Origin of the sequence: Staphylococcus simulans (assembly GCF_002902285.1) — a bacterium.
GTDB classification, from domain to species: domain Bacteria; phylum Bacillota; class Bacilli; order Staphylococcales; family Staphylococcaceae; genus Staphylococcus; species Staphylococcus simulans.
In genome coordinates this window covers 1-21,037 of record NZ_PPRU01000026.1, presented here as the reverse complement: position 1 = coordinate 21,037, position 21,037 = coordinate 1, and the positions used below count along the sequence as shown (strand labels likewise).

Annotated in this window: 15 protein-coding genes, 2 tRNA genes and 1 other annotated feature; of the genes, 14 read left to right on the top strand and 3 right to left on the bottom strand. The window is 38.2% G+C overall.

Annotated elements, in window-relative coordinates:
• Positions 1–41 precede the first annotated feature (41 nt).
• The 5 genes from dnaN to gyrA all read left to right on the top strand — a co-directional run bounded on the left by dnaN (position 42) and on the right by gyrA (position 7,552).
• A complete protein-coding gene (dnaN, locus tag CD112_RS07170) occupies positions 42–1,178 on the top strand; it encodes a DNA polymerase III subunit beta (protein ID WP_060803763.1) in 1,137 nt (378 codons plus the stop codon).
• Positions 1,179–1,546: 368 nt separating this feature from the next.
• Positions 1,547–1,756 carry a S4 domain-containing protein YaaA gene (yaaA, locus tag CD112_RS07165; RefSeq protein ID WP_199790672.1) on the top strand — a complete coding sequence of 70 codons (210 nt, stop codon included), beginning with the start codon at positions 1,547–1,549 and terminating at the stop codon, positions 1,754–1,756.
• Positions 1,753–2,865 carry a DNA replication/repair protein RecF gene (gene recF / locus CD112_RS07160; RefSeq protein WP_002480293.1) on the top strand — a complete coding sequence of 371 codons (1,113 nt, stop codon included), beginning with the start codon at positions 1,753–1,755 and terminating at the stop codon, positions 2,863–2,865. Before yaaA ends, recF begins: the two co-directional genes overlap by 4 nt.
• Before the next feature lie 12 nt (positions 2,866–2,877).
• Positions 2,878–4,806, top strand: coding sequence for a DNA topoisomerase (ATP-hydrolyzing) subunit B (gene gyrB, locus CD112_RS07155; protein WP_031262353.1), 1,929 nt, complete (start codon positions 2,878–2,880; stop codon positions 4,804–4,806).
• A gap of 61 nt (positions 4,807–4,867) precedes the next feature.
• On the top strand, positions 4,868–7,552 hold the full coding sequence (gyrA, locus tag CD112_RS07150) for a DNA gyrase subunit A (RefSeq protein WP_061054970.1): 2,685 nt from the start codon (positions 4,868–4,870) through the stop codon (positions 7,550–7,552).
• Positions 7,553–7,637: 85 nt separating this feature from the next.
• Here the strand turns inward: gyrA and CD112_RS07145 are convergent, their stop codons facing one another.
• Positions 7,638–8,462, bottom strand: a complete 825-nt coding sequence (locus CD112_RS07145) for an NAD(P)H-hydrate dehydratase (protein ID WP_023014869.1) — start codon at positions 8,460–8,462, stop codon at positions 7,638–7,640.
• 435 nt (positions 8,463–8,897) lie between these two features.
• Between CD112_RS07145 and hutH the strand changes: the two genes are divergently transcribed.
• Together hutH and serS are read left to right on the top strand one after the other, a co-directional pair.
• Entirely contained in the window at positions 8,898–10,412 is a 1,515-nt protein-coding gene (gene hutH, locus CD112_RS07140) for a histidine ammonia-lyase (RefSeq protein WP_061054972.1), read from the top strand.
• An 89-nt stretch (positions 10,413–10,501) separates the two neighbouring features.
• Positions 10,502–10,706: a binding site (T-box leader), on the top strand.
• A gap of 100 nt (positions 10,707–10,806) precedes the next feature.
• Positions 10,807–12,093: a serine--tRNA ligase gene (serS, locus tag CD112_RS07135; RefSeq protein WP_002480288.1), complete on the top strand. Its 1,287-nt coding sequence runs from the start codon at positions 10,807–10,809 to the stop codon at positions 12,091–12,093.
• 279 nt (positions 12,094–12,372) lie between these two features.
• Here the strand turns inward: serS and CD112_RS07130 are convergent, their stop codons facing one another.
• Entirely contained in the window at positions 12,373–12,603 is a 231-nt protein-coding gene (locus CD112_RS07130; protein WP_002480287.1) for a hypothetical protein, read from the bottom strand.
• A 544-nt stretch (positions 12,604–13,147) separates the two neighbouring features.
• On the opposite strand from CD112_RS07130, the gene CD112_RS07125 reads away from it, so the two are divergent.
• From CD112_RS07125 to CD112_RS07105, 5 genes are all read left to right on the top strand, one after another.
• Positions 13,148–14,074 (top strand): DUF2232 domain-containing protein, encoded by a 927-nt coding sequence (locus CD112_RS07125; RefSeq protein WP_172954256.1) that lies wholly within the window; start codon positions 13,148–13,150, stop codon positions 14,072–14,074.
• Positions 14,075–14,088: 14 nt separating this feature from the next.
• Positions 14,089–16,056 carry a DHH family phosphoesterase gene (locus CD112_RS07120; protein WP_002480284.1) on the top strand — a complete coding sequence of 656 codons (1,968 nt, stop codon included), beginning with the start codon at positions 14,089–14,091 and terminating at the stop codon, positions 16,054–16,056.
• Positions 16,053–16,502: a 50S ribosomal protein L9 gene (gene rplI / locus CD112_RS07115; RefSeq protein ID WP_002480283.1), complete on the top strand. Its 450-nt coding sequence runs from the start codon at positions 16,053–16,055 to the stop codon at positions 16,500–16,502. Before CD112_RS07120 ends, rplI begins: the two co-directional genes overlap by 4 nt.
• Positions 16,503–16,533: 31 nt before the next feature.
• Positions 16,534–17,931: a replicative DNA helicase gene (gene dnaB / locus CD112_RS07110; RefSeq protein WP_002480282.1), complete on the top strand. Its 1,398-nt coding sequence runs from the start codon at positions 16,534–16,536 to the stop codon at positions 17,929–17,931.
• A gap of 382 nt (positions 17,932–18,313) precedes the next feature.
• Positions 18,314–19,600, top strand: coding sequence for an adenylosuccinate synthase (locus CD112_RS07105; protein WP_002480281.1), 1,287 nt, complete (start codon positions 18,314–18,316; stop codon positions 19,598–19,600).
• Between the two features lie 112 nt (positions 19,601–19,712).
• Here the strand turns inward: CD112_RS07105 and CD112_RS07100 are convergent, their stop codons facing one another.
• A complete protein-coding gene (locus tag CD112_RS07100; RefSeq protein WP_002480280.1) occupies positions 19,713–20,606 on the bottom strand; it encodes a YitT family protein in 894 nt (297 codons plus the stop codon).
• A 107-nt stretch (positions 20,607–20,713) separates the two neighbouring features.
• Here CD112_RS07100 and CD112_RS07095 point away from each other — a divergent pair.
• Positions 20,714–20,788: transfer RNA gene (locus tag CD112_RS07095), tRNA-Glu, on the top strand.
• A gap of 5 nt (positions 20,789–20,793) precedes the next feature.
• Positions 20,794–20,866, top strand: a tRNA-Asp gene (locus tag CD112_RS07090).
• Positions 20,867–21,037: the final 171 nt, after the last annotated feature.

The following is a 21,037-nucleotide window of genomic DNA, read 5'->3' as shown; positions in this document are numbered from 1 at the left end:
ATATAATTAAGTTATAAACGACTGGAAGGAGTTTAAAATTTATGATGGAATTCACGATTAAAAGAGACTATTTCATAAATCAATTAAATGACACATTAAAAGCCATTTCACCAAGAACAACATTGCCGATCTTAACGGGTATCAAAATCGATGCAAAAGAAGAAGGCATTATTTTAACAGGTTCAGATTCTGAGATTTCAATTGAAATTTCAATCCCTAAAGAAGTTGACGGAGAAGAGATTGTAACGATTGCTGAAACAGGATCCGTTGTACTTCCTGGTCGTTTCTTTGTAGATATTATTAAAAAATTACCAGGCAAAGATGTGAAGTTATCAACAAATGAGCAATTCCAAACATTGATTACTTCAGGTCATTCAGAGTTCAACTTGAGCGGCTTAGACCCAGATCAATACCCATTATTACCTCAAGTTTCTCAAGATGACGCAATTCAATTACCAATTAAAGTACTTAAAAACGTGATTGCACAAACAAACTTCGCAGTGTCCACCTCAGAAACACGGCCAGTTTTAACTGGTGTGAACTGGTTGATTCAAGATAATGAATTAATATGCACTGCAACAGACTCACACCGTTTAGCAGTTCGCAAACTTAAACTAGAAGACGAAGACATTGATAATAAAAATGTCATCATTCCAGGTAAAGCTTTAGCTGAACTTAATAAAATTGTCACTGATTCAGAAGATGACATTAATATCTTCTTCGCATCTAACCAAGTGTTATTTAAAGTCGGCAACATCAATTTCATTTCAAGATTGCTTGAAGGACATTATCCAGATACATCTCGTTTGTTCCCAGAGAACTACGAAACAAAAATTGAAATGAGCAACAGTGATTTCTATCACGCAATTGATCGTGCGTCATTACTTGCGCGTGAAGGCGGTAATAACGTAATCAAATTAAGCACTGGCAATCAAGAAGTCGAACTTTCTTCTACATCACCAGAAATCGGTACGGTAAAAGAAGATGTTGATGCAAACAGTGTGGAAGGCAGCAGCTTGAAAATCTCATTCAACTCTAAGTACATGATGGATGCTTTAAAAGCAATCGATAATGACGAAGTAGAAGTTGAATTCTTCGGTACGATGAAACCATTCACATTAAAGCCAAAAGATGACGATTCAGTTGTGCAATTAATCTTGCCAATCAGAACATACTAATCTCAAAAACAAAAGGTGATATTCACTTTAAAAAACGGAAATCCTCTTTGCAGGGTTTCCGTTTTTTTATGGCAGATTTAAAATAACAACGTGAAATTCATTTTAAAGTGTCTCAGATGTCGCTGAATGCATTTTAAAATTATTTAGGATAAAAATATCGATGCGCTTAAAATGTTCAATGTCACCTTTTAAAATGCGAAAAATGAGTGTTAAAGAAGCTGAAAAATTCAAAATCTGAGATTAACGTGAAAAAATGATGAGAAAACGCTAGATTTCAACCGCTCAAACATGAAATTTATTACGAAAAAAGGTATAATATATTAATGACCTTATAAAGAAATGGAGTGAGTGTGTTGACTGAAAAAATCATGGTTGAAGGTGACATTACTTTAGGACAATTCCTGAAAACTGAAGGCATTATTGAATCAGGTGGACAGGCAAAATGGTTTTTAAAAGATTTCGAAGTTTTCTTAAACGGTGAGCGTGAAACACGTCGTGGTAAAAAACTCGAAGATGGCGATCAAATTGAAATACCTGAAGTGGGTTCTTTTGTAATTGCTCATCAAGGTGACCAATGAAATTAAATGCACTCCAACTTGAAAATTATCGCAATTATGAAGAAGTCGCATTGGATTGCCATCCAGATGTGAATATTTTGATTGGTGAAAATGCGCAAGGCAAAACTAATTTATTAGAATCCATTTACACACTTGCATTAGCGAAAAGCCATCGAACTTCAAATGATAAAGAGCTCATACGCTTTGGGGCTGAGTATGCTAAAATAGAAGGTGAGCTGAGTTATCGACATGGGAAGATGCCATTGACCATGTTTATAACTAAAAAAGGCAAAAAGGTTAAAGTAAATCATTTAGAACAACATCGTCTGACACAATATATCGGACACTTGAATGTTGTTCTTTTTGCCCCAGAGGACCTGAATATTGTCAAAGGATCACCGCAAGTCAGACGTCGCTTTATTGATATGGAGCTAGGTCAGATGTCTGCGGTTTACCTGAATGATTTGTCTCAATATCAACGGATTTTGAAACAAAAGAACAATTACTTAAAACAGCTTCAGATTAAGCAGAAAACAGACCGCACAATGCTTGAGGTATTAAATCAGCAGTTTGCGGAGTATGCGCTTAAAGTCACTTTGAAGCGTGCGCACTTTATCGAGGAATTAGAAGTGCTTGCACAACCGATTCATGCCAGCATTACAGACAACAGAGAAAGCTTAGAGGTTAAATATCGTCCGAGCTTGAAGTTGTCTGATACTGAGGATGAAGCGGCTTTGTTTGAAGAAGTGCAGCAATTGATGGCTGACAATATGGACAGAGAAATAGAACGCGGCGTGGCCCTTTATGGTCCGCACCGTGATGATTTAGGTTTTAACGTTAATGGGATGGATGCTCAGACTTATGGCTCACAAGGTCAACAGCGGACATCTGCATTATCAATTAAGCTGGCTGAGATTGAACTGATTAACAAAGAAGTCGGCGAATACCCTATCTTATTGCTTGATGATGTGCTGAGTGAATTAGATGACTCTCGTCAGACTCACCTGCTGAGTACAATTCAAGATAAGGTGCAGACATTTGTGACTACAACGTCTGTAGAAGGTATTGATCATGAAATTATGAAACATGCAAAACTTTACCGAATCAATCAAGGTGAAATTATCAAGTGATAGAAAGTGAAGGTGGAAGCATTGTCAGATGTGAACAACACGGAAGATTATGGTGCTGGACAAATACAGGTATTAGAAGGACTTGAAGCCGTTCGTAAACGTCCAGGTATGTATATCGGATCGACTTCAGAAAGAGGTCTGCACCATCTTGTATGGGAAATTGTAGATAATAGTATTGACGAAGCATTGGCTGGCTATGCTGATACAATCGAAGTCATTATCGAGAAAGATAACTGGATTCGTGTAACAGATAACGGCCGTGGTATTCCAGTTGATATTCAAGAAAAAATGGGCCGTCCAGCAGTTGAGGTTATCTTAACTGTATTGCATGCCGGCGGTAAATTCGGCGGTGGCGGATACAAAGTATCAGGCGGTCTGCATGGTGTAGGATCTTCAGTTGTTAACGCACTTTCTGAAACATTAGAAGTGTTTGTACACCGTAATAATAAAATTTATAACCAAGCGTATAAACGCGGGGTTCCTCAATATGATTTAAAAGTGGTTGGCGAAACAGAACATACAGGAACTGAAATCCGCTTTAAAGCTGACCCTGAAATCTTTACTGAAACAACAACGTATCAGTATGAATTGCTTCAAAAACGTATTCGTGAGTTGGCTTTCTTAAACAAAGGCATTCAGCTTACTTTACGTGATGAACGCGGTGAAGAAGTAAAAGAAGACTCATATCACTATGAAGGCGGTATTAAATCTTACGTTGAGTTGATCAATGAGAATAAAGAGCCTTTATTTGATGAGCCAGTTTACTTACATGACCGTAAAGATGACGTGGAAGTAGAAATTGCATTGCAATACAACAGCGGTTTCTCAACAAACTTATTATCTTATGCGAACAATATCCATACTTACGAAGGCGGTACACATGAAGACGGCTTTAAACGTGCGTTAACACGTGTATTGAACAGTTATGGTATTCAACAAGGCATTATGAAAGATGATAAAGAGCGTTTATCTGGTGAAGATACACGTGAAGGTTTAACAGCGGTTGTCTCAATTAAGCACAGCAACCCTCAATTCGAAGGACAAACAAAAACAAAACTCGGCAACTCTGAAGTTCGTCAAATCGTAGACAGACTCTTCACAGAGGATATGGAGCGTTTCTTGTTAGAACATCCACAAGTTGCTCGTATTATTGTCGAAAAAGGTATGATGGCTTCTCGTGCACGTATCGCAGCTAAAAAAGCACGTGAAGTAACTCGTAGAAAATCAGCATTAGAAGTTTCAAGCTTACCAGGTAAATTAGCTGACTGTTCAAGTAAAAACCCTGAAGAGAGTGAAATCTTCATCGTCGAAGGTGACTCTGCCGGGGGGTCTACAAAACTTGGTCGTGATTCAAGAACACAAGCGATTTTACCGCTACGTGGTAAGATCTTGAACGTTGAAAAATCACGTTTAGACAGAATCTTAAATAATAATGAAATCCGTTCTATGATTACTGCATTCGGTACCGGTATCGGAGAAGAATTCGATATTTCGAAAGCACGTTATCACAAAATCGTTATCATGACAGATGCCGATGTGGATGGTGCGCATATCAGAACACTGTTATTGACATTCTTCTATCGCTTCATGCGTCCGTTGATTGAAGCGGGTTATGTATACATTGCACAACCGCCTTTATTCAAATTGACACAAGGTAAACAGAAATACTATGTCTTTAACGAACGTGAATTAGAGAAATTGAAATCTGAATTGAAACCGACACCGAAATGGTCTATTGCCCGTTATAAAGGTTTAGGTGAAATGGATGCAGATCAATTATGGGAAACAACAATGAATCCAGAACATCGTTCAATGTTACAAGTGACATTAGAAGATGCGATTGAAGCGGATTTAACTTTCGAAATGTTAATGGGCGATGTTGTAGAAAACCGTCGTCAATTCATCGAAGAAAATGCGGTTTACGCGAACTTGGATTTCTAATTTTGGAAGCTATGAATCAGCGAAACAGCTACGGAATTAATAACTTAAGGAGGCAATCTTGATGGCTGAATATCCTGAATCAAGAATAATTGAACGAAATATTAGTAACGAGATGCGTGAATCGTTCTTAGACTATGCGATGAGTGTTATCGTATCTCGTGCTTTGCCAGATGTCAGAGATGGTTTGAAACCGGTACATCGTCGTATTTTGTACGGGTTGAACGAACAAGGGATGACGCCTGATAAACCGTATAAGAAATCCGCACGTATCGTAGGTGACGTAATGGGTAAGTATCACCCTCACGGTGACTCATCTATTTATGAAGCCATGGTACGTATGGCTCAGGATTTCAGCTATCGTTATCCTCTTGTAGACGGTCAAGGTAACTTCGGTTCCATGGATGGCGATGGTGCAGCAGCAATGCGTTATACAGAAGCACGTATGACAAAACTTGCGACTGAATTATTAAGAGATATCAATAAAGATACAATCAACTTTATCGATAACTATGATGGTACAGAAAGAGAGCCGGAAGTCTTACCGGCACGTTTCCCTAACCTCTTAGTGAACGGTGCTGCAGGTATCGCGGTAGGTATGGCGACGAATATTCCACCTCACAACATGACAGAAGTCATCAATGGTGTATTAAGTTTAAGTCATAATCCTGATATCACAATCGCAGAATTGATGGAAGACATTACTGGACCTGACTTCCCGACTGCTGGTTTAATTTTAGGTAAGAGCGGTATCCGTCGTGCTTATGAAACAGGACGTGGATCTATTCAAATGCGTGCACGTGCTGAAATTGAAGAACGTGGCGGCGGTCGTCAACGTATCGTTGTGACTGAAATTCCGTTCCAAGTCAACAAAGCGCGTATGATTGAGAAAATCGCAGAATTAGTACGTGACAAGAAAATCGATGGTATTACAGACTTACGTGATGAAACAAGTTTACGTACTGGCGTACGTGTCGTAATCGATGTCCGTAAAGATGCGAATGCGAGTGTTATTTTAAATAACTTATACAAACAAACACCACTTCAAACTTCATTCGGTGTGAACATGATTGCCTTAATCAATGGCAGACCGAAATTAATTAATTTAAAAGAAGCATTGGTCGAATACTTAGAACATCAAAAAGTAGTCGTGCGTAGACGTACGGAATACAACTTGAAAAAAGCTGAAGACCGTGCACATATCTTAGAAGGTTTACGTATTGCGTTAGATCATATTGATGAAATCATCACAACAATCCGTGAATCTGATACAGATAAAGTAGCAATGGAACGTTTACAAGAACGCTTCAAATTATCTGAGCGTCAAGCACAAGCTATCTTAGATATGCGTTTAAGACGTTTAACAGGTTTAGAAAGAGATAAAATTGAATCTGAATATAACGACTTGATTGCATACATTGAAGAATTAAGAGCGATTCTTGCTGACGAAGAAAAATTATTACAACTTGTTCGTGACGAATTAATCGAAGTCAGAGAACGATATGGTGATGAACGTCGTACTGAAATTCAACTTGGCGGTTTAGACCATATTGAAGATGAAGACTTAATTCCAGAAGAACAAATTGTAATCACATTAAGTCATAATAACTACATCAAACGTTTACCTGTTTCTACGTACCGTGCACAAAATCGTGGCGGTCGCGGTGTGCAAGGTATGAATACATTAGAAGAAGACTTCGTGAGTCAAATTGTCACATTGAGTACCCACGACCATGTATTGTTCTTTACGAACCAAGGACGTGTCTACAAACTTAAAGGGTACGAGGTGCCGGAACTCTCACGTCAGTCTAAAGGTATTCCAGTTATCAACGCAATTGAGCTTGAAAATGGTGAAGTCATCAGTACGATGATTGCGGTGAAAGATTTAGAGAAAGAAGATGCCTTCTTAATCTTCGCAACGAAACACGGTATCGTGAAACGTTCATCTCTAAGCAACTTCTCACACATCAATAGAAACGGTAAGATTGCGATCAACTTCAGAGATGAAGATGAACTCGTAGCAGTACGTCTTACAGATGGCTCAAAAGATGTCTTACTTGGTACATCACGTGCATCACTTATCCGCTTCAAAGAATCACTCTTACGTCCACTTGGCCGAACAGCTGCCGGCGTAAAAGGTATCACTTTACGTGAAGGTGATGAAGTCATCGGACTCGCAGTCGCAAATGGCGATAGTGAAGATGAAGTATTAGTAGTCACTGAAAATGGTTACGGTAAACGTACACCACTTGAAGAATACCGTGTGTCTAACCGTGGCGGTAAAGGTATCAAAACAGCTACGATTACTGAGAAAAATGGTGATATCGTCTGCATCACAACAGTAACAGGCGAAGAGGACTTAATGATTGTCACAAACCATGGTGTGATTATCCGTATCGATGTCGGTGACATTTCACAAAACGGACGTTCAGCACAAGGGGTAAGATTAATCCGCTTGAGTGATGAACAATTTGTTTCTACGGTTGCGAAAGTTCAAGAAGAACCAGAAGATGAATTAGAAGGTACTTCTGAAGATGAAACAGAACCAGGTGAAAATGGTCCAACACCAACAATCAGTGAACAAGTCGTCGAATCAGAAGATGATGACCGTACAATTCATACAGAAGAATTAGATGAAACTGTAGAAGAAGACGGTGAACGCACTGAATTAAGACAAGACTTCATGGATCGCGTGAACGAAGATATTGAAAACGCAGATTCAGAAGATGAAGATAACGAAGAAGAATAATTTAAGTGAATAGATAAAATAAAAGCTTTCTGCAAAACCACTAGGTTAAGCAGAAAGCTTTTTTATTACTCTTAATAGATTAAGTTTAATTTTCTTTTTCTTCTAAACGCTTCATCGCATATGGGATTTCCGCGATTAAGTTTGATGGCGGAACAACGTACATTTCTTTAGATAAGTGTTCACCAATATAACTATGCACATAAGTCGCAGTTTTAACCGCATAATCAAAGTCGTCAAACTGACCGATAAAACTTGTGATAATACCTGATAATGTATCACCCATACCGCCAGTAGCCATAGCTGGTGTACCAATCTCTAATTTGTACGTGTTATCTTTTAAATAGATTTCTGTGCCATGTTGTTTTAAGACAACTGCAGAGTGTATTTGATCTACAGCTTCACGGTTACGTTCATAAGTTTGTTCCTCAATTGGAATGCCGCTTAATCTTTCCCATTCCATTTGGTGTGGTGTGAACACAACATTTTGACACTTAGGTACTTCCACTTTTAATTTACTCATAATTGTAATCGCATCACCATCAATAATCAGGTTCTGATGCGGTTGGATATTTTGAAGCAAGAATGTCATCGCATTATTGCCTTTAAAGTCTAAACCAAGTCCAGGGCCGATTAAAATACTGTCTGATGTTTCAATGAGTTTTGTTAACATCTTGGTATCATTAATGTCCACGACCATCGCTTCAGGACAGCGTGAGTGCAAAGCCGCATGATTCGTCGGGTGTGTTGCAACTGTAATCAAACCGCTTCCGCTATACACACATGCACGTGCAGCCATAATAATTGCGCCGCCTAAATTTGCGTTTCCACCAATTAATAAGATTCTGCCGTAATCTCCTTTGTGCGTCTCATCTTTTCGTTTTGGAATCGTAACATCTGTTAAAATTTCCACCATAATCCCTCCATAACCCATTCATTTTACACTTAAGCTTCATACAATGGAGCTTTAGGTTTTCGATGTATTTGATTATTTATAAAATTTAAGCACACTCCTGTCATTGGAGTGAGCCTTTCATACCTGTAATGTTGATTGTTTCTCAATGCATTACAACATCTTATACCTATCGTTTAGGTAAGTCAACACTTTCCTTGCGAAGACTTATTGAACGTTTTGTAAAGTCTTGTGCGCGTAAGGATGAACGGGTGAAGATTACCTTTGTTTAACTCATATTGTCTGGTTGGATAGAAAACTGTTATTTAAATTTAGCGTGCTAAACTAGTGACGTATTAACACGCTACGGCTTTGGCAGAATCTATTGTCCTTCTAAAAATGTAAGCGTATACTTGGGATAATTGTATACATTTATTTTTTGAGGGGGTAATTCAATTGACACTAGAATTAAACGGAGCATCGCTCACAATTGAAGATATAAAAAAATTTTTACACCAGCAAGATAAGGTAACAATCTCATCTGATGCGATGGAACGCGTTAAACAAAGTCGTGCTATTGTAGAAGATATTATTAAAAATAAAGAAACGATTTACGGAATTACAACAGGCTTCGGCTTGTTTAGTGATGTCTTAATCGATCCACAGCAATATAATCAACTTCAAGTGAACTTGATTCGTTCACATGCTTGCGGTACAGGTGATCCGTTTTCTCACGATGTTGCACTTGTGATGATGATTTTACGTTTGAATACAATGTTGAAAGGTCATTCAGGTGTCACAACTGATTTAGTTGATCAATTAGTTTATTTTATTAATGAACGTATTATTCCGATTATTCCACAACAAGGTTCATTAGGCGCTTCAGGTGACTTAGCACCTCTATCTCATCTTGCGTTAGCTTTAATTGGAGAAGGCAAAGTCTTTTATCAACAAGAAGAAAAAGAGAGTATTGAGGTCTTACATGAATTAGGTCGTGAACCGTTAGCGTTATCTGCCAAAGAAGGTTTGGCGTTGATTAACGGGACACAAGCTATGACAGCACAAGGTGTCATCAGCTGGATTGAAGCGGAAGCGTTAGCTTATCAATCAGAATGGATTGCATCGTTAACACATCAAGCGTTAAACGGTATTACGGATGCGTATCGTCCTGAAGTACATGATGCGCGTAATTTCCCTGAACAAAGTGCAGTCGCAGATCGTATGTTGTATTGGTTAGAGGATTCTCAGTTAACGACGACACAAGGTGAAATCAGAGTTCAAGATGCGTATACGTTACGTTGTATTCCGCAAGTTCATGGCGCAAGCTTTGAAACATTGAAATTTGTGAAACAACAATTAGAACGTGAAATGAATGCGGCGAATGATAATCCGTTAATCTTCCATGAAGGTGATGAAACATTAGTTATTTCAGGCGGCAACTTCCATGGTCAACCTGTTGCATATGCGTTAGACTTCTTGAAAATTGCGGTAAGTGAACTTGCGAATATCGCAGAACGTCGTTTAGAACGTTTAGTAAATCCACAATTGAATGGTGGTTTACCTGCTTTCTTAAGTCCTGAACCAGGCTTACAAAGTGGTGCGATGATTATGCAGTATGCGGCAGCGAGTTTAGTATCAGAAAATAAAACATTGGCGCATCCTGCGAGTGTGGATTCTATTCCTTCATCTGCGAACCAAGAAGATCATGTCTCTATGGGTACAATTGGTTCAAGACATGGCTATCAAATTGTGGATAATGCGCGTAGAGTGTTATCGATTGAATTAATTATTGCGCTGCAAGCGGTAGAATTAAAAGGTATTGATCAATTATCGCCACGCTCACTTGAGAAATATGAGACGTTAAGAAATATTACGCCATCCATTACAGAAGACCGTCAATTCCATCATGATATCATGCAAGTATCGCGTTATTTACAGCAAGCAGCGTATACTGATGCAGAATGCAAATAACATGAATTTTTCTTGAATTCAGAAAAATTTTATATTTGAGTTGCAATTTAAATAACTATTTGCTATAGTGAAGTTAAGTTCATAAGACATTGTTCGCAGGATAAGTAATCCTAGTTATTAATTCCAGAGAGCTTATGGTTGGTGTGAATAAGCAATTAAGACTACGTGACGAATCTACCTGCATTTGAGAGAACAACCGGTTTAACCGTTATTTTAGAGAGAGTGCAGTGTGCATCAATTAATTTGATACATACTGTTAAATAGGGTGGCAACACGTAATACCACGTCCCTTGTAGGGGCGTGGTATTTTTTTATTCTTTTTTCAGCTGCTCTAATTATATTATTAATTTGAATTTAAATACCCCTACACTTATTTTGAAAGGATGACTGACACATGTTAGATATTAAATTGTTTAGAAACGAAACGGATCGCTTGAAAGAGAAAGTAAGATTACGCGGAATGGACCCACAAATCGTGGACAAAGTATTAGAACTTGATGGTAAACGCCGTGAGTTAATCGGTAAAGCAGAAGAAATGAAAGCTGAACGTAACCGAGTAAGCGGTGAAATCGCTGAGAAAAAACGCAATCAAGAAAATGCGGATGATGTCATTAAACAAATGAGAGAACTTGGCGATAAAATCAAAGATATCGATACTGAGTTAAACGAAGTGGATGATGACTTACATTATAAATTATCTACAATCCCTAATATCATGCATGATGATGTGCCAGAAGGCGAAACTGATGAAGAAAACATCGAAGTGAAAAAATGGGGTACGCCTCGTGAATTCGACTTCGAAGCGAAAGCACACTGGGATTTAGTTGAAGAATTAGGTATGGCAGATTTCGAACGTGCTGCACGTGTATCTGGTGCGCGTTTCGTCTTCTTAACAAATGAAGGTGCACAGTTAGAACGTGCATTAATGAACTACATGTTAACAAAACATACAACACAGCACGGCTATACTGAAATGATGGTACCACAACTTGTGAATGCAAATTCTATGTACGGTACAGGTCAACTTCCAAAATTCGAAGAAGACTTATTCAAGATTGAAAAAGAAGGACTTTACATGATTCCTACTGCGGAAGTACCGTTAACTAACTTCTACCGCGAAGAAGTCTTGTCTGCAGATAAATTGCCAGGCAAGTTCACTGGACAGTCAGCTTGCTTCAGAAGTGAAGCGGGTTCTGCCGGACGTGACACACGTGGCTTAATCCGTTTACACCAATTCGATAAAGTTGAGTTGGTACGTTTTGAAAAACCTGAAGATTCTTGGGATGCATTAGAACAGTTAACAAGCGACGCAGAAGCAATCTTGGAAGAACTTGAATTACCATATCGTCGTGTCATTCTTTGTACTGGCGACTTAGGTTTCAGTTCAAGTAAAACATATGACTTAGAAGTTTGGCTTCCAAGTTATCAAGATTACAAAGAAATCAGCTCATGCTCTAACATGACAGATTTCCAAGCACGTCGTGCTAACATTCGTTTCAAACGCGACAAAGATGCTAAACCAGAATTAGTTCATACATTGAACGGAAGCGGCTTAGCAGTAGGTCGTACGTTTGCAGCAATTGTTGAAAATTACCAAAACGCTGATGGATCAATTACGATTCCTAAAGCATTGGTACCGTTCATGGGCGGAAAAGAAAAAATCGGCCCTGCAACAAAATAAATGGGATCATCGAGTAGTTGGAAAACGAATTAAGATGATCCAACCTCGTTCCAATATATATATTTACCTACCACATGGACGCTATGCCTTACCAACATAGCGTCCTCTTTTTATATGGAAAATTAATATTTCCCCGTCTTGTTATTTCCTGAAACACAAAGAAAAACCGACTACCCTCTAAGGATAATCGGTTGAAATAGAATAGTTTGAAAGTGTTGCTGTTAAAGAGTTTGTAGACGAATGGGTGTCTTACTTCAGACAAGCGTCAGTCTAACTTTATCACTCTTGGTTTTGTGTTTCTGATTGCTCAGCGGTATCAACATATAGAAATGCGATGACACTCATAATACTTAGTGTCACAAATGCACAACCTAATGGAATCAGAAAATTTCCTGCGTTTAAAAAGATGAGACCTGTAATGCTCATTTTAATTAAGGCATGCAATACGAAACATAAAATGCTTGTGAAGAACAGCGCAAGACTGCTTCCAGCTAAGAAAACTTTCTGCATACTTCTGGTACTCCTTCTTCGTTTAAATCTTTTTTTATCACTCTCATTATAACGTGGTTTGCAATATATTACGATAGCGTTTTCGGGAATTAATAAAAATTTAACAAATGGATAGAGTCCAAGTCTTTCTTATTTAGTTAAGAGAGTGATTGAATCAAACTAAAAATGAAGATGATTAGAGTTGATGCGGTAGTGAGTAATAAAGCAATGGTCGTCATTTTTTGATTTCTTACTTGCTTAGGTTTTTCGTTTCAATAAATAGAATGATCATCGCTGCAATTAATAACAGACCTACAATAGAATATGTAATGATACTTCCAGCTGCCATAAAATCTCCTCCATAGTTGTTATAACATAAATACTTTATTTATTATATACCTCACTTTTCTGAAGGGAAACATTATAAAATATTGGGTATAGTTGATAAGATACAACTGAAGAAATTGAACTTTATCTATGCTGTTAAAAACATGTAGCAAGCTAGTGATATCAAGTAGGTGATTCTTGCCAACTATGTTAAAATAATTCTTATAGTTACTAAAGTATAGGAGTGGCGAATTTGTTTGCAAAAATAGACCTGAAGGCGACGCTACTTGCAACATTGGCATTGCTGATTATTGTGGCAGTCACCTATGTTATACCGGTTGCCGGACTCATCTTATTTTTTATTGCAACGGTGCCTGGTATTATTCTATGGCATAAGTCTATTATGTCTTTCGGTATTGCCGCACTGATTACAGTTATTTTAACTGTCCTGTTCGGAAGTGAGGGTGTACTGAGTTATATCATCTTCATTTTGATTTTGAGTTTGATAGTAGGGCAATTATTAAAAGAACGTACATCGAAAGAACGTATACTCTATATCGCAACTACATATATGAGTATCATCAGTTTGGCAGGCTTTATGCTGCTTCAAGTCTTCGATAAACTTCCGCTTTCACAAGTGCTTGTGAAACCATTTAAAGATCAAATGTATCAAGCAATGGCAATGAGTGGACTAGATGCTTCTTCACGTAGTGTGTTAGAAGAAGGTTTTAGACAATTAGCAGTTCAATTACCTAGTTATACGATTATCGTTATTTTTATTATGATACTCATTAACTTGATTGTATCGTTTCCGATTTTACGTAAGTTTAAAATAGCAACCCCAGTGTTTAAACCGTTATATGCATGGCAGTTTAAACGTGTACTCGCATACATTTACTTTATAGTATTGCTTTGTGTCATGTTCGCAACGCAACCTGGCACGTTCCAAAGTATCGTTTTAAATATGCAAGTTATCTTATCATTCATTATGTTCATCCAAGGTTTAAGTTTCATTGCTTACTTTGCGAAAGCGAAACGTATGCCGGTAGGTGTGGGCATTTTATTAATGGTTATAGGATTTTTACTGACACCTGTGATACCGATTATCGGCTTACTGGGTGTTGTAGATATTACATTCAATTTAAAACGATTTATTAAAAAATGATTTGAGGTGACAGAATGAATCGTCAATCTACGAAGAAAGCACTGTTTATTCCTTTCTTGCTTATGGTATTAACTGCAATCGCATTAGTTGTTGTTTGGTTTATCTTTAACCAATTGATTGCTGGTATCGCAACTGCAGTCTTACTTGTGATGATTATTATCAGTGCATTTGCGTTTCGTAATGCATTCATACGATTAGATCAATATGTAGATGATTTAAGCGGACAGATATCAGCTGGCAATAGTATCGCGATTAAAAGTTTGCCGATTGGCATCATTGTTCTTGATGAGAATGAAGATGTAGAATGGATGAACCATTTCATGTCTGAACGATTGGATCGTAATGTTATCTCAGATCCGATAAATGAAGTGTACCCGAACATTCTGAAACAATTAGAGAAGACGCAAGAGATTGAAATTACAGATGGCAATTATCATTATCGTGTGCGTTATTCAGAAGATGAACATGTCTTATATTTCTTTGATATTACTGAAGAAGTACACACGTATGAATTATATGAAGAATCGAAACCGGTTATCGCAACCTTATTCCTTGATAACTACGATGAAATCACACAAAATATGAACGATACACAGCGTTCTGAAATCAACTCTATGGTCACACGTGTCATCAGTCGTTGGGCTTCTGAGTATGATATCTATTTCAAGCGGTATAGTTCAGACCAATTCGTAGCGTATTTAAACCGTCGTATTCTTGACCAATTAGAAGAATCAAATTTCGACTTGTTGCGAAACCTACGTGAAAAGAGTGTAGGTTACCGCGCACAATTGACATTAAGTATTGGTGTCGGTGAAGGTTCAGAGAACTTGATTGACTTAGGGGAATTATCACAATCAGGTTTAGACTTAGCCCTTGGCCGTGGTGGTGACCAAGTCGCAATCAAACATATCAATGGTAATGTAAGATTCTATGGTGGTAAGACTGACCCGATGGAAAAACGTACACGTGTACGTGCGCGTGTTATCTCACATGCTTTAAAAGATATCTTGATGGAAGGCGACAAAGTTATCATTATGGGACATAAACGTCCTGACTTAGACGCAATCGGTGCAGCTATCGGTGTTTCACGCTTTGCGATGATGAATAACTTAGATGCTTATGTTGTGTTAAATGAAGAAGATATCGATCCGACATTACGTCGTGTGATGGATGAAATTGATAAGAAACCAGAATTAAAAGAACGTTTCATCACATCAGATGATGCGTGGGATATTATGACATCAAAAACGACATTAGTTGTTGTTGATACACATAAACCAGAAATGGTATTAGATGAGAACATTTTAAATAAAGCAAACCGTAAAGTCGTGATCGACCATCACCGTCGTGGTGAAAGCTTTATTTCTCATCCATTATTGGTATATATGGAACCTTATGCCAGCTCTACAGCTGAGCTTGTGACGGAACTCCTTGAATACCAACCGACAGAACAACGTCTGACAAGATTAGAATCAACGATTATGTATGCGGGTATTATTGTCGATACGCGTAACTTCACATTACGTACAGGTTCAAGAACCTTTGATGCGGCAAGTTACTTAAGAGCACATGGTGCAGATACGATCTTGACGCAGCACTTCTTAAAAGATGATATTGATACGTACATTAATCGTTCAGAACTTATCCGTACTGTGAAACTACAAAGCAATGGTATTGCAGTGGCACACGGATCTAATGATAAAATCTATCACCCTGTTACAGTTGCACAAGCTGCAGACGAATTGTTAAGTTTAGATGGTGTAGAGGCCTCTTATGTAGTGGCTAGACGAGAAGATGACTTAGTGGGTATTTCAGCCCGTTCACTCGGCTCTATCAACGTCCAACTGACAATGGAAGCTTTAGGCGGCGGTGGACATTTAACAAATGCTGCCACGCAAATTAAAGGTGTAACAGTAGATGAAGCAGTAGAACAATTACAACAAGCAATAGATGAACAAATTAGTAGGAGTGAAGGACAATGAAAGTAATTTTCACACAAGATGTTAAAGGTAAAGGTAAGAAAGGCGAAGTTAAAGACGTACCTGTAGGCTACGCACAAAACTTCTTATTCAAGAAAAATGTTGCAGTAGAAGCAACACCAGGTAACTTGAAACAATTAGAACTTAAAAACAAACGTGCTGAAGAAGAAAGAGAACAAGAAATCGAAGATGCGAAAGCATTAGCAAAACGTCTTGAAGACATCGAAGTAGAAGTCACAGCTAAATCAGGTGAAGGCGGCAAATTATTCGGTTCTGTCAGCACAAAACAAATTGCACAAGCCTTACAAAAACAACACGATATCAAAATTGATAAACGTAAAATGGACTTACCTAACGGTATCCATGCCTTAGGTTATACAAATGTACCAGTAAAATTAGACAAAAAAGTCGATGGTACAATCCGTGTTCACACTGTTGAACAAAAATAAGCAATGAAATAATTAGAGGTGTAATCAAAAAATGGATGGAATGTATGAACAAAACCAGATGCCGCATAACAACGAAGCTGAGCAATCTGTCTTAGGTGCCATTATTATTGATCCACAGCTCATGGGGGAAACTCAGGGAGTCTTACTTCCTGAGTCCTTTTATAGAGGCGCTCACCAACACATCTTCCGTGCGATGATGCACCTCTTTGAGGAAAATAGTGAAATAGATGTCGTAACCTTAATGGACCAGCTGACATCTGAAGGGACATTGAGTGAAGCGGGTGGCCCGCAATATCTTGCGGAGCTCGCTAGCAATGTGCCGACGACAAGAAATATTGAGTACTATCGCGAGATTGTTTATAAATTAGCTGCGAAACGTAATTTGATTCGTGTCGCAGATCAAATCGCGAAAGACGGTTATGATTCAGAACTTGATTTAGATGATATTTTAAGTGATGCAGAGCGTAAGATTTTAGAACTCGCATCTACGAGAGAATCTGAAGGGTTTAAAGATATCAGAGACGTCTTAGGACAAGTTTATGAGAATGCTGAAGAGTTAGACCAAAATAGTGGTCAAACACCAGGTATCCCGACAGGCTATCGTGATTTAGACCAGATGACTGCAGGCTTTAACCGAAATGATTTAATTATTTTAGCTGCACGTCCTTCGGTAGGTAAGACTGCCTTCGCATTGAATATTGCGCAAAAAGTTGCGACCCATGAAAGTAATTATACGGTCGGTATCTTCTCGCTAGAGATGGGTGCAGACCAATTAGCAACACGTATGATTTGTAGTTCAGGAAATGTAGACTCGAACCGTTTACGTACTGGGACGATGACAGATGAAGACTGGAATCGTTTCACAGTGGCAGTCGGTAAGTTATCTAAAACGAAAATCTTTATTGATGATACACCGGGTATCAGAATTACAGATTTACGTTCTAAGTGTCGTCGACTCAAACAAGAGCATGGTTTAGATATGATTGTGATCGACTACTTACAGTTGATTATGGGAAGCGGTTCTCGTATGTCTGATAACCGTCAACAAGAAGTATCTGAAATCTCAAGAACGTTAAAAGCGATTGCACGTGAATTAGAATGTCCGGTTATTGCACTAAGTCAGTTATCTCGTGGTGTTGAACAACGACAAGATAAACGCCCAATGATGAGTGACATCCGTGAATCAGGTTCTATCGAGCAAGATGCGGATATCGTTGCTTTCTTATATCGTGATGATTACTATAATCGTGAAGACGGTGAAGAAGATGACGATGGCGGCATGGAACCTGTCACAAATGATGATAATGGTGAAATTGAAGTCATTATTGCGAAGCAGCGTAACGGCCCGACAGGAACTGTTAAATTACACTTCATGAAGCAATACAACAAATTCACGGACATTGATTATGCACATGCAGATATGATGTAAAAATTAAAAATGAAATTATAGATGAATTTAAAAGACCAAACGCGCGTTTTGGTCTTTTTTTAATGGGAAATTAGAAAAAATAAGGCGAAATAGAAACGAATTTAAAAATATTTTTACGTACAATAAACTGGTATTAGGTTTTAATGTACGGTTTTAAGTCGATTTAAAAGGGTTATTTTGTCAATAAGTATGTGTAATATAAAGTGTGATAAACGGTATAAAACATTGGTATTAAAGGATTTATATTACTTTTTCGGAAGTTTGAGTGTTCACTGAACTGCCAAAAATCTGTGATATTTAATGTTCGTTTTCTATTTGCATTACACGCTTACAATTGATAGAATATTGAATGGTTAATTGAGAATAACTTGGAGGTGCTCTTATGTCATCAATCGTAGTTGTTGGGACACAATGGGGAGACGAAGGTAAAGGTAAAATCACAGACTTTTTAGCAGAACAAGCGGACGTTATTGCACGTTTTTCAGGCGGAAATAACGCAGGACATACAATCAAATTCGGCGGAGAAACTTATAAATTACACTTAGTGCCATCAGGCATTTTCTATCAAGATAAACTATCTGTTATCGGTAACGGTGTTGTAGTTGATCCGGTTGCATTATTAAAAGAGTTGGACGCATTAAATGAACGCGGCATTCCAACAAATAATTTGCGCATTTCAAATCGTGCACAGGTTATTTTGCCTTACCACTTATTACAAGATGAGTATGAAGAACGTCTTCGTGGTGATAACAAAATCGGTACGACTAAGAAAGGTATCGGCCCAGCATATGTTGATAAAGCACAAAGAATCGGTATCCGTATGGCGGATTTATTAGACAAAGAAACATTCGAACGCTTATTAAAAGCAAATCTTGAACACAAAGCAGCATACTTTAAAGGTATGTTTAATGAAGAAGCACCAGCTTTCGAAGATATCTTCGAAGAATACTATGCAGCTGGTCAACGCTTAAAAGAATATGTAACAGACACACCTAAATTATTAGATGATGCACTTGTAGCTAATGAACGTGTATTATTCGAAGGTGCACAAGGGGTTATGTTAGACATCGACCATGGTACATACCCATTCGTTACATCAAGTAACCCGATTGCTGGTAACGTTACTGTCGGCGGCGGTATCGGACCAACATCAGTATCTAAAGTAATCGGTGTATGTAAAGCGTATACGTCACGTGTAGGTGATGGTCCATTCCCTACTGAATTATTCGATGAAGATGGTCATCATATCCGTGAAGTAGGTCGTGAATATGGTACAACTACAGGACGCCCACGTCGTGTCGGCTGGTTCGACTCAGTGGTATTACGTCATTCACGTCGTGTAAGTGGTATTACTGACTTATCTATCAACTCAATCGACGTTTTAACTGGTTTAGATACAGTTAAAATCTGTGTTGCGTATGAGTTAGATGGTGAAGAAATCACTGAATACCCAGCAAACTTAAACGCGTTGAACCGTTGTAAACCAATTTACGAAGAATTACCAGGTTGGTCTGAAGATATTACAGGCGTACAATCATTAGAAGAATTACCAGATAACGCACGTCGTTACTTAGAACGTATTTCTGAGTTATGTAACGTAGGTATCTCAATCTTCTCTGTAGGTCCAGACCGTACACAAACAAATATGTTAAAACCTTTATGGTCATAATTTAAAATAACAAGTTGTAATTACAGCAACTTAAAATCAATGATATAGAAAAATGCAATGCGGGTATGAACCTGCATTGCATTTTTTGTATTCATAAAGCTTATAATGAAGTTTAATGAATTTTTTTCTTACGATGATGTCCGCCACGTACTTCAGAAACATTACCGAAGGATAAGAAGGCGTTCGGATCGATTTGAATAACGACTTCTTTTAATTTCGCTTCCTCAACACGTGTAATGACCGTGAAGACGACTTTACGCGGATCGCCTGTATAGGCACCCTCTGCGTGTAAGTACGTCACACCACGCCCTAAACGGTCGTTAATCGCTTCTCCAATTTCTTTATACTCATCACTGATAATCCAGACCGCTTTTGATTCATCTAAACCGATTAAAATTAAATCAATCATTTTAAAAGCGATGAAATAAGCGACAACACTATACATGGCACTTTCCCATGTGAATACAAAACCAGCGACTGCGAAAATAAAGAAGTTGAAGATCATCACGATTTCACCGACTGAAAATGGCAAACGGTTATGCACGAGAATGGACATAATTTCTGTTCCATCCATACTACCGCCGGCACGGATGACTAAACCGACACCGATACCGACAATGGCACCACCGAAGATGGTGATAAGTAAAGGTTCTCTAACGACTGCAGGGATATCATGGAGCAACATAGTTCCGATAGATAAGACAGTAATCGCATAAAGCGTAGATACCGCAAATGTTTTACCGATCTGTTTATAACCTAAGAAGAAAAACGGTAAGTTAAGAATAAAGATAAACACACCGAGTGATAAACCTGTTAGATGAGATAAGATAATCGAAACACCGACGATCCCGCCATCTAACAATTTATTTGGAACTAAGAAGAGTTCAAGTCCTACTGCCGTAAGCATTGAACCTATCGTTAAGAAAAGGATACGTATAATAATTTGTGTGAGAGACAGTTTTTTCTCTTTCTTTGTATGACCCCCAGAGTGCGTGGATTGATTCATAATTTGCCTCCTAAAATGGGTTATGTAAAAATTATACAAAAAAACTTTAAAAATTGCTTGTGTTTTTTTAAAGAGCTGTGCTATAATCTATCTTGTGCTTGAAAAACGGCTCCTTGGTCAAGCGGTTAAGACACCGCCCTTTCACGGCGGTAACACGGGTTCGAGTCCCGTAGGAGTCACCATTTTAGGTCTCGTAGTGTAGCGGTTAACACGCCTGCCTGTCACGCAGGAGATCGCGGGTTCGATTCCCGTCGAGACCGTACAATGCTCATCCAATAGGGTGGGCATTTTTATTTTGTCTTTTTCTTGTTTTATGTTTAAGATAGTTAGTTTTATAATTAAATAACGTGCTATTAAAAAACAAAATCAAGGTATAAAATGTAATGAAATGTTACAATAGCATAAACATGCATGAATCCTCTCTTTTAGAC